Source organism: Sediminibacterium sp. FW305-C-269, from assembly GCF_058231045.1.
Genome location: NZ_JBIQXQ010000001.1, coordinates 100,622 through 115,296 on the forward strand (window position 1 = coordinate 100,622; position 14,675 = coordinate 115,296).

Annotated in this window: 13 protein-coding genes; 8 read left to right on the forward strand and 5 right to left on the reverse strand. The window is 48.1% G+C overall.

Annotation, left to right across the window (positions count from 1 at the left end):
• Positions 1-22 precede the first annotated feature (22 nt).
• Positions 23-409 carry a DUF8785 domain-containing protein gene (locus ACH3Y6_RS00480; protein ID WP_490833596.1) on the reverse strand — a complete coding sequence of 129 codons (387 nt, stop codon included), beginning with the start codon at positions 407-409 and terminating at the stop codon, positions 23-25.
• On the reverse strand, positions 409-1,770 hold the full coding sequence (locus ACH3Y6_RS00485; RefSeq protein ID WP_490833597.1) for a M20/M25/M40 family metallo-hydrolase: 1,362 nt from the start codon (positions 1,768-1,770) through the stop codon (positions 409-411). The genes ACH3Y6_RS00480 and ACH3Y6_RS00485 overlap by 1 nt, the downstream gene beginning before the upstream one ends.
• Before the next feature lie 162 nt (positions 1,771-1,932).
• On the opposite strand from ACH3Y6_RS00485, the gene bshA reads away from it, so the two are divergent.
• Positions 1,933-3,078: an N-acetyl-alpha-D-glucosaminyl L-malate synthase BshA gene (gene bshA / locus ACH3Y6_RS00490; protein ID WP_490833598.1), complete on the forward strand. Its 1,146-nt coding sequence runs from the start codon at positions 1,933-1,935 to the stop codon at positions 3,076-3,078.
• A gap of 52 nt (positions 3,079-3,130) precedes the next feature.
• On the opposite strand, the gene ACH3Y6_RS00495 is transcribed toward bshA, so the two are convergent.
• Positions 3,131-4,336, reverse strand: a complete 1,206-nt coding sequence (locus ACH3Y6_RS00495; RefSeq protein ID WP_490833599.1) for an aspartate aminotransferase family protein — start codon at positions 4,334-4,336, stop codon at positions 3,131-3,133.
• Between the two features lie 58 nt (positions 4,337-4,394).
• On the opposite strand from ACH3Y6_RS00495, the gene ACH3Y6_RS00500 reads away from it, so the two are divergent.
• Positions 4,395-4,934, forward strand: a complete 540-nt coding sequence (locus ACH3Y6_RS00500; RefSeq protein WP_490833600.1) for a gamma carbonic anhydrase family protein — start codon at positions 4,395-4,397, stop codon at positions 4,932-4,934.
• 14 nt (positions 4,935-4,948) lie between these two features.
• Here ACH3Y6_RS00500 and rsgA read toward each other — a convergent pair whose 3' ends face one another.
• Entirely contained in the window at positions 4,949-5,872 is a 924-nt protein-coding gene (rsgA, locus tag ACH3Y6_RS00505; protein ID WP_490833601.1) for a ribosome small subunit-dependent GTPase A, read from the reverse strand.
• Between the two features lie 148 nt (positions 5,873-6,020).
• Between rsgA and ubiE the strand changes: the two genes are divergently transcribed.
• From ubiE to ACH3Y6_RS00535, 6 genes are all read left to right on the forward strand, one after another.
• Positions 6,021-6,764: a bifunctional demethylmenaquinone methyltransferase/2-methoxy-6-polyprenyl-1,4-benzoquinol methylase UbiE gene (gene ubiE / locus ACH3Y6_RS00510; protein ID WP_490833602.1), complete on the forward strand. Its 744-nt coding sequence runs from the start codon at positions 6,021-6,023 to the stop codon at positions 6,762-6,764.
• Complete coding sequence (gene porT, locus ACH3Y6_RS00515) at positions 6,737-7,459, forward strand: type IX secretion/gliding motility protein PorT/SprT (RefSeq protein ID WP_490833603.1); 723 nt, start codon at positions 6,737-6,739, stop codon at positions 7,457-7,459. The genes ubiE and porT overlap by 28 nt, the downstream gene beginning before the upstream one ends.
• A 157-nt stretch (positions 7,460-7,616) precedes the next feature.
• A complete protein-coding gene (locus ACH3Y6_RS00520; protein ID WP_490833604.1) occupies positions 7,617-8,957 on the forward strand; it encodes a dihydroorotase in 1,341 nt (446 codons plus the stop codon).
• Between the two features lie 77 nt (positions 8,958-9,034).
• Positions 9,035-10,351, forward strand: a complete 1,317-nt coding sequence (locus ACH3Y6_RS00525) for a MutS-related protein (protein WP_490833605.1) — start codon at positions 9,035-9,037, stop codon at positions 10,349-10,351.
• Between the two features lie 29 nt (positions 10,352-10,380).
• Positions 10,381-11,148: a cupin domain-containing protein gene (locus ACH3Y6_RS00530; protein ID WP_490833606.1), complete on the forward strand. Its 768-nt coding sequence runs from the start codon at positions 10,381-10,383 to the stop codon at positions 11,146-11,148.
• A gap of 122 nt (positions 11,149-11,270) precedes the next feature.
• A complete protein-coding gene (locus ACH3Y6_RS00535) occupies positions 11,271-12,812 on the forward strand; it encodes a YifB family Mg chelatase-like AAA ATPase (protein WP_490833607.1) in 1,542 nt (513 codons plus the stop codon).
• A gap of 340 nt (positions 12,813-13,152) precedes the next feature.
• On the opposite strand, the gene ACH3Y6_RS00540 is transcribed toward ACH3Y6_RS00535, so the two are convergent.
• Positions 13,153-14,643 carry a hypothetical protein gene (locus tag ACH3Y6_RS00540; protein ID WP_490833608.1) on the reverse strand — a complete coding sequence of 497 codons (1,491 nt, stop codon included), beginning with the start codon at positions 14,641-14,643 and terminating at the stop codon, positions 13,153-13,155.
• Positions 14,644-14,675: the final 32 nt, after the last annotated feature.

Here is a 14,675-nt window from a genome sequence, read left to right on the forward strand (position 1 = left end):
CCCACTGACTACTCACCACTCCCTACTTCGGCCTCAACACCGGTTCGCCCGGCACGCCCCTTACTTCGTAAATACTGTCTACGATGTATTTCTGCATTCCGCGCCAGGGCAGCGAACCAAAATATTGTTTGTAATGCACATTCACTTCCCTACCCGATACCTGCAGCAACTGTTGCGCCACTTCTTCTTTGGTAACGCTGAAAGAGAACTCATTGCTCTGCACGTTGGCCTTAAAACCGCTGAGAATGATCTTTCCTTCATAGGTTTTGAAAACAATACCTTTCTTCTGGAAAATATTGAGCGTACCGGCCTGGGTACCTTCGGCCAGTACAAAATAGAAACGCCAGTAACAGAAGATGAGTAAGATCAACAACGTGATGGCGCCAACCGTCCAGAATATCTTCTTCATTATAACCCGTATTTATCAACCAGGTAGATCAGGCCTGCCATATTTACCGCACCCAACAGCAGTTCCCTCTTGTTCACGTTCTCAAAAACATCGCTGCGGGCATGGTGCAGGTCAAAGTATCGCTGCGGATCGGGCAGCAGTTCACCTACGGGTATCCCGAAGGTCCTGTTCAGCGGACCGATATCCGCACCACCACCATCACCCGTGATCTCGAAAGAACCATAAGGGGAAAGCAGCGGGATCCAGCTTCTTAGTTTTTCCAGCTGCGCTTTACTGGCCTGGATAGAAAAACCTCTGGGTGTAAAACCACCTGCATCGCTTTCCAGTGCGAACACATGTTTCTCCCCCTTAGCCTTGGCTTCCGCCGCATATTTGGTACCACCGCGTAAACCGTTCTCCTCATTGGCAAACAGTACAAAACGGATGGTGTGTTTGGGCTGGTATCCGATCGCTTTCAGGGCACGCATAATCTCGATGGTCTGCACTACGCCGGTACCATCATCATGTGCCCCTTCGTTCACATCCCAGCTGTCCAGGTGACCTCCCACCGTGATGATCTGATCGGGGAATTCGGTACCCGTCAGTTCAGCGATCACATTATGACCGATGGTATCCGGCAGGAAATGACCGTTGGTGGTCATGGACAGCTTCATGGCAGAAGCTTTGCTCATGGCCCATACTTTATCCGCATCTCTGGGCCCTACGGCGATGGCCGGTATCTTGGGGAACGAATCGATATAGGCCATGCCACCTGTATGCGGATCATTGGCCGTTGATTCGGTGAGTGAGCGGATCATCACGCCGATAGCCCCGTATTTGGCGGCACGGCTGGCGCCCCAGCGACGATAGATACCCGATTCACCATAGGAAACAAAAGGTTTGATATTGGTAGGATTAAACCCGCTATTATAATAAACGATCTTCCCTTTTACCTCGTCTTTTCTTTTTTCCAGTTCCGCAAAATCAGCCACGGCCAGCAGCTCACCGGTCACTGTTCCACTGCCAAGCGAATTACCCAATGCCAACACGTCCAGCTTCTGGCTGGTCTTCTTTTTATCGATCTCTACCAGGTAGGCCTTATCCTGACCGCCCCTAACCCAATGTGGTATCATACACTCCTGCAGGTACACTTTATCGGCACCATTCTGCTCCATGGAAAGTTTACTCCACTGCACTGCTTTGGCAAACTGGGGCGAACCGGACAACCTGCCGCCAATATCCTTGGTTAGCTGGCGAAGCAGTTTGTAGGCTTTGCCGTTACGCATGATCTCGTCTGAAAGTTCTTTGATCCTGGCTTCATCGCCAGTCTGTGCCATACCTACCAGTGGTAAGAACAATAATGCCGTGAGTGTTTTTTTCATAAGGCTAAAGTTAACCATTTGTGGTATTTCAGCAACCGGGATAAACGGAGAGGCCAAATGAAGAAATAATTGTTACTTGCAATACAATTGGTGCCCTATCTGAAGCAGTTGGCTGATCAAAACACCCTGCTTCCGGTACTGCGCCCAAAACTTCTGAAAGTCATGCGTATAGGGATTGTCTGTTATCCCACTTTTGGTGGAAGCGGTGTGCTGGCCACAGAATTGGGCAAAGCACTGGCCGATGAGGGTCATGAAGTGCATTTTATCACTTACCAGCAACCGGTAAGGCTCAATGTATTCAATGCCAACATATTTTATCACGAAGTACGGGTCCCCACCTATCCGTTATTCGATTATCCGCCTTATGAAGTGGCGCTGGCCAGCACTATGGTGGATGTGATCATCAACCACGATCTTGACCTGTTGCATGTGCACTACGCCATCCCGCACGCTTCAGCTGCCTATATGGCCAAACAGATCGTAAAAAAGAAAAACGGAAGGGATGTTCCGGTAATCACCACCCTGCATGGTACCGATATCACGCTGGTGGGGAGGGACAAGACCTACGAACCTGTAGTCACTTTTTCCATCAACGAAAGTGATGCCATAACAGCGGTTTCGCAGAACCTGAAGGATGAGACCTACAAATCTTTCGCCATCACCAAAGAGATCGACGTGATCCACAATTTCGTGGACGTAGCACGGTTTAACAAAAAACCCATCGATGCTTTCCGGAAAGTGATCGCCCCCGCCGGCGAAAAGATCCTGGTGCATGCTTCCAATTTCCGTAAAGTGAAGAGGGTGGATGATGTGATCAACGTTTTTGATGCTGTACGCAAAGAAATGCCCGCCAAATTACTGATGGTGGGAGACGGACCCGAAAGACATACCGCCGAAGAAATGGCCCGTGCCCTGGGCCGCGAAGAAGATATCCGTTTCCTGGGCAAACAGGAACAGATGGAAGATATACTGGCAGTCAGTGATGTGTTCCTGCTTCCTTCCGAATATGAAAGTTTTGGTCTGGCCGCACTCGAAGCCATGGCAGCAAGGGCCGTGGTCGTAAGTACCAATGCGGGAGGATTATCGGAAATCAATATTCAGGGAAAAACCGGTTACATGTCCGATGTGGGCGATGTGGGCGGTATGAGCCGTTATACCATTGAACTGCTGAAAGACGACAAGAAACTGGCAGCTATGAAAGAAGCCGCTTATGAACAGGCCTGCCGTTTCGATATCAAAAACATCATCCCCGTTTACGAGAAATTATACAGCCGCTTTTGCCGGATGGATACCTGTAAGGTTAATTAGTAATTAGAAATTAATAATTAGTAATTCAGCGTGGTGTCCTCTGGGAGCTGATCTAGTGGCCGTTATTGATCACCTCATCGATACTTTGCAGGATGGTTGCGCAAACTTCGGCCAGTTCTGTTTCTGTTATGATCAGCGGCGGTGCGATACGCATGCGATCGGGAGCGAACAGGAACCAGTCGGTGATCAGGCCGTTCCGAACACATTCATGTACGACTGCCTGGGCGATCTTGTCTGAGGCAAACTGCAACGACATCCACAGACCGGCACTTCGCCTTGAAACAATAGCGGGATGCACCAGTTTCTCCTGCAACAACTGTTCCTTCGCTTTTACCGTTTCAATATAATGACCCTCCAGCAATACTTCCAGCGCAGCTTTACCGGCAGCACAGGAAACAGGATGGCCGCCAAATGTGGTGATATGACCCAATACAGGATCCTTTGTCAGCATTTGCATGCGGCTGTGACCTGCAATGAATGCACCCAGGGGCATACCGCCACCCAGGGCTTTCCCAAGCAGCAACACATCGGGCACCAACTGCATCTGTTCAAAAGCCCAGAGAGAGCCTGTACGGCCAAAACCGGCCTGAATCTCGTCGAGGATCAGTAATGCGCCCTGTTCATCGCATTTTTTCCGGATGGCCTGCAGCCATTCAGCAGAAGGTTGTATGATGCCGCTTTCAGCCTGTACGGTTTCCACAATCACACAAGCTGTTTGTGTATCGATAGCAGCGGTTAGTTCCGGTTTGTTATAGTCGTAATGATACACATCCGGCAGCAATGGCCGGAATGCATTACGCCAGTATTCATCGCCCATCACACTCAAAGCACCCTGTGTGCTGCCATGATAGGCTTTGTTGCAGGCAAGGATCTTTGTCCGCCCCGTAACCCGTTTGGCCAGTTTCATGGCACCTTCAGTGGCTTCGGCACCGCTGTTGGTAAAGTATACACAATCAAGCGAAGGAGGCAACAGGTCTGTAAGCAATTTGGCATAAGCGGTCTGCGGTGACTCTATAAACTCACCATACACGATCAGGTGCATATATTCTGTTGCCTGGTCCTGCACCGCTTTCACCACTTTGGGGTGTGAGTGACCAATATTACAAACACTGAAACCTGAAATCAGGTCCACATATTTTTTTCCTTCCGCATCCCACAGATGAATGCCGGCGGCTTTCACCATTTCAATACCAATAGGGGCAGATGAGGTCTGCGCCACATGTGCGAGAAATAATTGCCTATTTGAAATTCCACTCATCTTTTTTGGTATTCCTCAAATTTATACGCGAAATTTATTCCGTAAAAATCGCATAAATATGGCAACCATACTACCTGTTCTCGGAAAACATCCCCAATTCGGTCAAAATTGTTTTGTGGCACCCAATGCCACCATCGTGGGAGATGTAGTGATGGGTGATGATTGCAGCGTATGGTTCAATGCCGTGATCAGGGGTGATGTTCATTTCATCAAAATGGGTAACAAAGTGAACATACAGGATGGTGCTGTGATCCATTGCACTTACCAGAAAAACCCAACCGTGATCGGCAATAACGTATCCATCGGCCACAATGCGATGGTACATGGCTGCACCATCCAGGACGATGTACTGATCGGCATGGGAGCTATTGTGATGGACCGTTGCGTGGTTCACAGCAATGCCATCATCGCTGCTGGTGCTGTGGTACTGGAAGGTACCGTAGTGGAAGCTGGCAGTATTTACGCAGGTGTTCCGGCTAAAAAAGTAAAAGATATTTCCCAGAACATGGTACATGACGAAATCGACCGCATCGCCAATAACTACGTAAAATATGCTTCCTGGTTTAGTGATTACAATGAAGTGAGCGGAACAAAATAAACCAGCACAAACGCTTAATACAGGTTCTCTTCCATGGTATCCAATATGGAAAGATAACTGGCGTACCTGTCTACCGAAACCGTTCCGGCATTCACAGCCGCTTTTACGGCACAACCCGGTTCATTAATGTGCATGCAGTTGTTAAACTGGCAATCATTGATCAGCGCCCGCATCTCGGGAAAGAAATGCGACAATTCCTGTTTACTGATATCTACAAGGCCGAACTCGCGCACACCCGGTGTGTCAATGATCTGTCCGCCATCCAGGTCGAACATCTCTGCAAAAGTGGTGGTATGCATCCCCTTACCGCTCCATCCGCTCACTTCCTGCGTACGCAGGTTGAACTGCGGGAACACGGCATTGATAAAAGTGGATTTACCCACACCGCTATGCCCACTGAGCAAAGTGGTCTTGTTGTGCAGCAATTGTTTCACTTCCGCAATCCCCTGCCCGGTGTGAACACTGGCCAATACAACGTTATACCCGATGGATTCATAGATCTCTTTGAGCATTCCGAACTTATCCATCTCTTTTTTCTTGTAGAGATCCGCTTTGTTGAAAACGATGATGGCCGGAATATGATATGACTCGCAGGAGATCAGGAACCTGTCGATGAAACCCTGTGAGGTCTTGGGTTCTTTCAGCGTGGCAAACAGGATACTTTGATCAAGGTTGGAGGCGATGATATGATGCTGTCTTTTGTTGTGTGGTGATACCCGTGCCACATAATTCTTCCGGTCGTAAATATGATCGATCATGGCCGATTCTTCCTGTACATCCTCCACCTCCATCTCCACTTCATCGCCCACGGCAATGGGATTGGTAGAAGTGATCTCATCTATCTTGAAGATCCCTTTGATACGGGCATTGTACAATTTCCCGTCTGACCCTTTGGCCACATACCAGGAACCGGTTGATTTATAGATGCGGGCTTTCATGAACAGCGAAGATACTGCCCTGAAAATCATCCGTTACAGAAAAGAAAGTCTGTTTACAGGCAAATTTTGCTAAATATTAACCCCCTTGCCCCCTGAAACACCTGAACACAAAGGTACAGGCAGCAGAAAATCAATATCTTCGCTGTCTATGGCGAAATTTGCGCATGATGAGGTTGTTCCTTACCAAAACAGCCGGCAGGAAAAGAAAGAACAGGTAGCCGATATGTTCAACAGTATCGCTTACCGGTATGATTTCATGAACCGTTTTCTGAGTGTGGGTATTGATGTGTGGTGGCGGAAAAAAGCGATCAGCCAGTTAAAAAAACTGGCCCCAAAACAGCTCCTGGACGTAGCCACCGGCACCGGTGATGTAGCCATCATGACCTGGCGGATGCTGCAACCGGAAAAGATCACCGGAATTGATATTTCGGCAGGCATGCTGGAACTGGGCAGGAAAAAAATAGAAAAACTGGGGCTTACCGGAAAGATCGAATTACAGGAAGGCGATAGTGAAGCACTCCCTTTTGCCGATAACAGTTTTGATGCCATTACTGTAGCTTTTGGCGTACGTAATTTCCAGAACCTGGAAAAAGGGCTGCAGGAAATGCGCCGGGTATTACGTCCCGGTGGCAAACTGGTGGTTCTGGAATTCTCAAAAGCCGATGCGGGTATGTTATCGGTATTGTTCAACTTCTATATGAACAAGGTAACACCAGCCATCGGAAAGTTTTTTGCAAGAAACAAAGACGCATACCAATACCTGAACGATAGTGTTCAGGCCTTCCCCGAAGGACAAACCTTTATAAACATCATGAATGAAGCAGGATTTACCCAAACTTATCTGAAAAAACTTAGTTTAGGAATATGCACTATCTATTGCGGAAGCAAGTAGTCCTGTTTTTCTTTGTGCTTATTTGTTGTGCATCCCGCGTATCTGCGCAGCAGGAAGTCTATCGCCGTAACCACGACGATATGCCTTATTATTTCGGCCTTACCCTGGGGTATAATTTCTCCTCGCTGCACATCAGCAAATCACCTTATTTCCTGCAGAACGATTCCATCATGTCTGCCGAACCTGGCTCCAGCGGCGGAATTGCCATGGGCTTGCTGGCTACCGGCAGGCTTAGCGATCACTGGCAGGTGCGTGCCAATCCGCAACTGATCATCGGCGGCTCCAAATATATCGCCTACACACTCAGCAAGACCCAGCCAGGAGAAGCCAGTTTCCAGAACCAGACCCTTCCTACCACATTGGTGAGTTTCCCTTTCCAGCTAAAATTCAACTCAGACCGTATTGGCAATTTTCGGACCTACCTGTTGGGAGGTATCAAATTCGACACGGATCTTTCGAGCAACTCTACCGCCCGTAATGCGGACGATATCATCAAAATCAAAAGAAACGATTTCGGGTTTGAGCTCGGTATCGGCTTTAATTTTTACCTGCCATTCGTGACCATCTCACCGGAGATCAAGATCAGTAACGGACTGAGCAACCTGCATAAAGTGGACCCCAACCTGAAATATTCACGCGCCCTCGACCAGATCCTCTCCCGTATGATCGTGTTTTCCATTCATTTTGAGGATTGATATAAGCAATGGGTAATCGTGAATGGTCAATCGTGAGTAGTGAGCGATAAATAGAAAAAACCCTTAACACAGTCCTCCATTGCCAATTATCCATTGCCAATTGACAATCCTCCCCACTCACTACTCAGCACTCACTACTATTTAATAACTTGCAGTCATGAAAACATTTCTCCTGAAAGATGCCTGTATCATCAACGAAGGAAAACAGGTACATGCTGATGTATTGGTGAAGAACGGCAGGATCGAAAAGATCGCCGCGAACATTACCACCAAAGAAAACAGTACGGAACTGGTTGCCAGCGACCGGTATCTTTTGCCGGGCGTGATCGATGACCAGGTGCATTTTCGCGAGCCCGGGCTTACGCACAAAGCCACCATTTACACAGAAGCCAAAGCGGCCGTGGCGGGCGGTGTTACCAGTTTTATGGAAATGCCCAATACCAATCCCCCCGCTTTTACACATGCTTTACTGGAAGACAAATACGAAATAGGCCGAAACACCTCCCTTGCCAACTATTCATTTTTCATGGGCACTTCTAACGATAACCTGGAAGAAGTGCTGCGCACCAATGAAAGGAAACAGGATATCTGCGGTATAAAAATATTCATGGGTTCTTCTACCGGCAACCTCCTGGTAGACAATCCGCTGACACTCGAAAAAATATTTGCCGGTTCCGAACTGCTCATAGCCACACATTGTGAGGATGAATCCATTATCAAGGCTAACCTGCAGGCGCTGAAGAGCCGGAAAGCAAAACTGGAACCTTCCGACCACCCGATCATCCGCAACGAGGAAGGTTGTTTTGAATCCTCTTTCCGCGCTATCCAGTATGCCAAAAAATTTGATAGTCGTTTGCACATACTTCATATCAGCACAGAAAAGGAATTACAGCTGTTCGGTAATATGCTGCCCCTGGCTGAAAAAAGGATCACTGCCGAAGTATGTGTGCACCACCTGCATTTTACCAGCGAGGATTATGCAACACTGGGCAACCAGATCAAATGCAACCCCGCCATCAAAGCACCCCATAACCGCAAAGCACTGTGGGAGGCATTGCTCGACGACAGGCTGGATATCATCGCCACCGACCATGCACCGCATACCTGGGAAGAGAAACAGGAGGACTACGAACATGCACACGCCGGCCTGCCACTGGTGCAGCATTCATTGCAACTCATGCTTCATTATGTGAAGGAAGGGAAGATCAGTATAGAGAAAGTAGTGGAGAAAATGAGCCATGCCGTGGCAACCTGTTTCCAGATCAAAGAACGCGGTTATATCCGCGAAGGCTACCATGCCGATCTGGTATTGGTCAACATGCACCAGGGCAATACGGTGGCTAAAGAAAATATCCTGTACAAATGCGGCTGGAGCCCGCTGGAAGGTTTTCATTTCCCGGCATCCGTTACACACACGTTTGTAAATGGTCACCTGGTTTATGGAAATGGGGTGTTTGATGAATCACAGAAGGGACAAAGAATGCAGTTTGAACGATAAAGAAGCCGGAAGCCGGGATGGATGATTGCCAAACAACACCTAACTTCAGGTAAGACTTCTCACTTCCAACTAACCTTATGCAGGTAGACAAAACCACTCTTGCCGATCTCTCCATCTTTCACAGTGAAGAGGAGCAATCTGTCTTTTTTCACCTGAACCATACCCAAACCAATGTGGGCAGGGAATACCTCCGTTACCTGCTGGCACATCCGCTGCAGACCCTTCAGGAGATCAACGATACGCAGCTTACCATCCGGCAATTGATGCAAGTAACCCAGGACTGGCCCGTTACGGTCACCAACGGGACCATCATGGTGATGGAGAGATTCTATGACTCACAGATCAATGCTTTCCCAAAAATTCCCAATCGGGTCAATAGCCTGCTGTATAAGATCCTCAATAATCCCGATTATTCATTGATCCGTTATACGGTAGAACATGCCATTGATTTTGCAGGCGGGCTGCAAAAAATTGTTGACCTGCTGCAGCAACAGTCCAACCTGAGCAAACAGCTTGCCACCTGGACCACGCGCATGTCGATGCTGCTTAGTAAAAATGCTGTCCAGGAATTGATCCGGGAGGATAAAAAACAATTACAGCCAGAAAAGATATTATATTATGGCGGTTTTTTACGAAACCACTTCAAAAACCAGAGTGTTGAGCTGGTAGAACTGTACAGCCGATTTGATGCATACCTCAGCGTAGCAAAAGCCTGTAGCAAATATGGGTTCTGTTTTCCCGAGATCGCAGAAAGTAAAGAGCCTTTTATTAAAACCAAGGGACTGTATCACATGTTACTGCAGATGCCGGTTTCATATGATATTGAATTGACCAAAGACAGGAATTTCCTCTTTCTTACCGGCGCCAACATGGCCGGTAAAAGCACTTTCATCAAAGCCGTAGGAGTGGCCGTATACCTGGCACACCTCGGAATGGGCGTACCTGCAAAACAAATGCAGCTGAGCCTGTTCGACGGGTTACTGAGCAATATTCAGGTGGTCGATAATATCATCAAAGGAGAAAGTTTCTTCTTTAATGAGGTACAACGCATCAAGAACACCATTGAAAAGATCAGTGATGGCAGGAACTGGCTCATCCTGATCGATGAGCTGTTCAAAGGCACCAACCAGCAGGATGCCGTTAAATGCAGTACCACGGTGATCGAAGGTTTACGGAAAATGCAGAACGCCCTTTTTGTATTATCTACCCATCTCTACGAGATCGGGGACGACCTCAAAAAATATGAGAATATCCAATTCCATTATTTTGAAACCTCGGTAAAAGAAGACCAGCTCGTATTCAGCTACCAACTAAAACAAGGGATCAGCAACGACAGACTGGGTTATCTTATCCTGAAAAAAGAAGGTGTGGTGGATTTGTTGAATAAATTATAAGTATCTTCCTCGGTACAAACACTTGCCATATGAAGCTCCCGATCCTTTTCGCTGCTCTTCTCTTCAGCATCCAATTGTTTGCGCAGGCACCCCTTGTCTCAGAGGTATATCTTCTGAATAAAAACCCCGAAACCAAAACAAAGACCGGCACCCGCAAAGAGATCTTGTCCGGTTCAGGTGCCATTCTTGCCGAACAGACCATTACCCTCATCAAAATAGAGAAAGGCAAAACCCTCCATTACAAGCCAGCCCCTAACGATGACGAACTTTTCTTCATCATTAAAAACGGCCCGGTAACAGTTCACCTGAACCAACAGCATAGCCAGCTCGATCGGGGTTCTGTTATATTGGTATTACCCGGCGATAGGGTAAGCATGGAAAACACCGGTAATACAGACGCTCAGGTATACGAAATGCGCTACAGATCCATTGCCCAACCCGATGCGGACAGAGGCAGCAAAGCCGGTACTTCGTTTATGATGAACTGGAATGATATGGTATTCAAACCCCACGACAAAGGGGGTGTTCGTCAATTGTTCGACAGGCAAACCACTATGTTCAACCGTTTTGACATACACGTAACGCAATTGAACCAGGGATGGAAGAGTCACGACCCACATACCCACAAAAACGAAGAGATTATACTCATGCTGGATGGTAATGCCGAAATGCAGATAGGCTCCGAACACCAGAAAGCCAATCCGGGCGATGTGGTATGGCTGGGGTCCAATGTACTGCACAATCTGAGTAATGTAGGTACCACCCCCTGTCTGTACTTTGCTATCCAATGGAACTGACCAATGATCATTTTACGAGAATCCATCCGGTGATCTCCCGGAACGGGCATTAAATCAGGTATAAATACGCTATCACAGCTCAAACATCCAGCTTATCTTGCCAGCAGAAAAGAAAGCTTCCCATGCTGGTAAAAACATTTGGCAGTGCCGTATATGGTGTAGAAGCCATTACTATCACGATTGAAGTGAACGTAAGCATGGGGCAGCATTACACCATTGTGGGTTTACCCGATAATGCCGTACGGGAGAGCCTGCAACGAACCGAAAGCGCTATCAAGACCAATGACTTCTTTATGCCACGTACCAAGATCGTGGTGAATCTGGCTCCGGCAGATATCCGGAAAAGCGGCTCTGCTTTTGACCTGCCCATTGCCATTGGCATCCTGGGTGCCAGCGAACAGATAACAGCAACTGAACGTTTGCAACAATATGTGATCATGGGTGAACTGGGTCTTGATGGAAGCATACAACCCATTAAAGGCGCTTTACCCATTGCCATCCAGGCCCGCAAAGAAGGATTCACCGGCCTGATCGTACCCAAAGCCAATGAACGGGAAGCGGGCATGGTGAACAACCTACAGGTGTACGGTGTGGAACACCTCACAGATCTGGTACGTTTTTTTGAGGATGAAAATTACCTGCAACCGGTAGTTGTCAATACCCGCGAAGAATTTTTCAGTGACCAATACGAGTTCGATATTGATTTCAGTGAGGTCAAAGGTCAGGAGAACATCAAAAGGGCCATGGAGATAGCGGCAGCTGGCGGACATAATGCCATCCTGATAGGCCCACCGGGCGCCGGAAAAACGATGCTGGCCAAACGCTTACCCACTATCTTACCGCCGCTGAGTCTGCAGGAAGCACTGGAGACCACCAAAATACACAGTGTGGCCGGCAAACTTCCCGAAAACAGCGCGCTCATCAGCAAACGTCCCTTCCGTTCACCACACCATACCATTTCCGATGTTGCCCTGGTAGGTGGTGGTGGCACACCGCAACCCGGCGAGATCTCATTGGCGCATAACGGCGTCTTATTCCTGGACGAACTGCCGGAATTCAAACGCACAGTGCTGGAAGTGATGCGTCAACCTATGGAAGAAAGAAGGGTCACCATTTCACGCGCTAAAATGGCCCTTGATTTCCCGGCCAATTTCATGCTGATCGCTTCCATGAACCCCTGCGCCTGTGGGTATTATAATCACCCGGAAAAAGAATGTACCTGTCCGCCGGGAGCTGTACAGAAATACCTGAACAAAGTATCCGGCCCATTGCTCGACCGCATTGACCTGCATGTGGAAGTGACGCCCGTAGCTTTCAGTGAACTCAGCAGCCAGCAAACAGCAGAAAATTCAGCCACGATCCGGGACCGTGTGATCAGGGCAAGAGAACTGCAGGCAGAAAGATACCTGGCACATACCGGCATCTACAATAACGCCCAGATGAGCAGCAAACTGTTACGCGAGATCTGCATGATCAGTACCGTGGGAGAGAACCTGTTAAAAAAAGCGATGGAACGTTTACACCTCAGTGCCCGTGCCTATGACCGTATCCTGAAAGTGAGCCGCACCATTGCAGACCTGGCGGAAAGTACCGACATTAAACCAGAACACCTGGCGGAAGCAATACAGTTCCGGAGCCTGGACAGAGAGGGGTGGGCAGGATGAGGGAATATTGAATGATGAATGGTGAGCAAGGAATGATGAAGGGGGAGACGAAGAACAGAATAATGGATCAAAACAACACCGACGGATTATAGATCCGCCGTTGTTGGTCTAACAAATATATAGTTACCTCAGGCGACCAACATCGGCTGGAGATTATAGCTAACTTATAGTGAAGTTATAGTTAAGTTATAGCTATTGCCATCCAATCACTATCCGTTAATACTCCGGTGATACGCCGATGATACGCCTACCCCTATCCAGGGCGTATGGTATCCCCATAGCAGCACTATGGTATATGGCAAGCTTCTGCCCCAGCTGTTGTTGGTCACCTAATCCCCAATTATTCACGGCATCCCTTTAGCTGTTCCATTGTTTTATCAATATTCATCTGCAGGCTCATAGCTGCCCGGGTTTCCTGTCCACTTACGTCCCGCAGTTGTTTGATGCGCTGGTAGCTTTGCCACCAGTCGGTTGCGTTGTAGATCATATCGGTTGCAAACTGGGCATAGGTAACGTAGGGTATCTTATTGCTGAACCCTTTCAGGTTCTTCAGGAAATTGGAAGACAGGATCTTCTCCACTGTCTTTCCCGCAGCAAACTGTCCGGCATCCACTTCTACAAAACCGCCGTCGTTCAGCAGTTGTTTCACCGTAGTATCCTGTAAGATCTGCTGATATACCGTATCTGTTTCCGCAATGCGGGAAGCGCCTATCTGTACCGCGTCCCGGAAAAAAGCATCGTACTCCACAGCGTCCTTGAACTCAGACGCATCTTTTGCCAGGTTATTGGCCGTAAAGATCCGTTGGTTCAATACACCCAGGTACTTATCAAAGTCCACCCCTTTGGCCCGCAGCGCTTCTTCCTGCTTCAGCAGCCTGAGCCGGATATTCTCCGCCTGTATTCCCTTGAGCGATACATTGGCCAGGAATTTACTGAACAGTAAGTCAAAACCCGATGTGGCCGCATTCCAAAGGGCATCATTGTTCTTCTGTTTCCATTCGGCCAGGTCCTTCTGCGTGGTAAGTATGGTCTTGTGGAACTTATCGCGCTGGTTCAGGTAGTTGTTCAACCTGGTCTGCAGTTTGTCGCATTCCGGGCTCTTTTTAAAACCTGCTTTAGCTGAATTCTTTGCAGCCGAATCGGCGGCACGGGCCAATTGTGCACTATCTTCTTTTTTACGCTCACGCAGAAAAAGGTCTGCATTGTTAATGTCTGCGATCACCGTATCCTTATCAGGATCTATCAGGGTGTTGATCTGTGCAGAGTCCATGCGGGTACCAAAAAAATTGGTGCCGCCTGATACACCAACGGTATCTTTCACCCGTATGCCTCCATCAAACTGGCTGGCGGCACAGGCACGCAAAGCTTCCATATCACCATCCAGTTTTTTCATCTGCAGGCCCACTGAACCACCTTGCAAAAGCTTGTATGATGACATCAGCTTCAGGTAATTCAACTGATCGAGTGAATCTTTGATTTTTTTCTGCCATGCCGCTTCCGCCGCCGCTTTTATTTTCTGTTGTTCTGCCAGTAATTTCTGCTGTTGCTCTTTCTGCTGCTGTTGCTGGTTGGAACTGAACAGGTCGGAAAATATGCCCTGCAGCAAAGTGCTGGTGACCATCATCTGCATACTGGATGAATAGCTGGGTGAGATACCGGCACCTGTTTTTTTAGGTGCCACATAATACGGGCAGCTGGAAGCATGTCCCGAAGAAGCTATCTGCGACTGAGACCGGTTACAATAGGCACAAACCGGTTTGATCTGTTGTGTCATGGCTGTTACAGGCAGTAACAAAGAAAACCATATAATATAAATGATGGCCGAACGCATACATGAACTGTTTCTACCCGCAGATGCGGGCA

Excerpts from the sequence above, each read along its gene's own strand:
- ACH3Y6_RS00480 (WP_490833596.1), bottom strand. The coding sequence starts at position 409 with ATGAAGAAGATATTCTGGACGGTTGGCGCCATCACGTTGTTGATCTTA.
- ACH3Y6_RS00485 (WP_490833597.1), bottom strand. The coding sequence starts at position 1,770 with ATGAAAAAAACACTCACGGCATTATTGTTCTTACCACTGGTAGGTATG.
- bshA (WP_490833598.1), top strand. The coding sequence starts at position 1,933 with ATGCGTATAGGGATTGTCTGTTATCCCACTTTTGGTGGAAGCGGTGTG.
- ACH3Y6_RS00495 (WP_490833599.1), bottom strand. The coding sequence starts at position 4,336 with ATGAGTGGAATTTCAAATAGGCAATTATTTCTCGCACATGTGGCGCAG.
- ACH3Y6_RS00500 (WP_490833600.1), top strand. The coding sequence starts at position 4,395 with ATGGCAACCATACTACCTGTTCTCGGAAAACATCCCCAATTCGGTCAA.
- rsgA (WP_490833601.1), bottom strand. The coding sequence starts at position 5,872 with ATGAAAGCCCGCATCTATAAATCAACCGGTTCCTGGTATGTGGCCAAA.
- ubiE (WP_490833602.1), top strand. The coding sequence starts at position 6,021 with ATGGCGAAATTTGCGCATGATGAGGTTGTTCCTTACCAAAACAGCCGG.
- porT (WP_490833603.1), top strand. The coding sequence starts at position 6,737 with ATGCACTATCTATTGCGGAAGCAAGTAGTCCTGTTTTTCTTTGTGCTT.
- ACH3Y6_RS00520 (WP_490833604.1), top strand. The coding sequence starts at position 7,617 with ATGAAAACATTTCTCCTGAAAGATGCCTGTATCATCAACGAAGGAAAA.
- ACH3Y6_RS00525 (WP_490833605.1), top strand. The coding sequence starts at position 9,035 with ATGCAGGTAGACAAAACCACTCTTGCCGATCTCTCCATCTTTCACAGT.
- ACH3Y6_RS00530 (WP_490833606.1), top strand. The coding sequence starts at position 10,381 with ATGAAGCTCCCGATCCTTTTCGCTGCTCTTCTCTTCAGCATCCAATTG.
- ACH3Y6_RS00535 (WP_490833607.1), top strand. The coding sequence starts at position 11,271 with ATGCTGGTAAAAACATTTGGCAGTGCCGTATATGGTGTAGAAGCCATT.
- ACH3Y6_RS00540 (WP_490833608.1), bottom strand. The coding sequence starts at position 14,643 with ATGCGTTCGGCCATCATTTATATTATATGGTTTTCTTTGTTACTGCCT.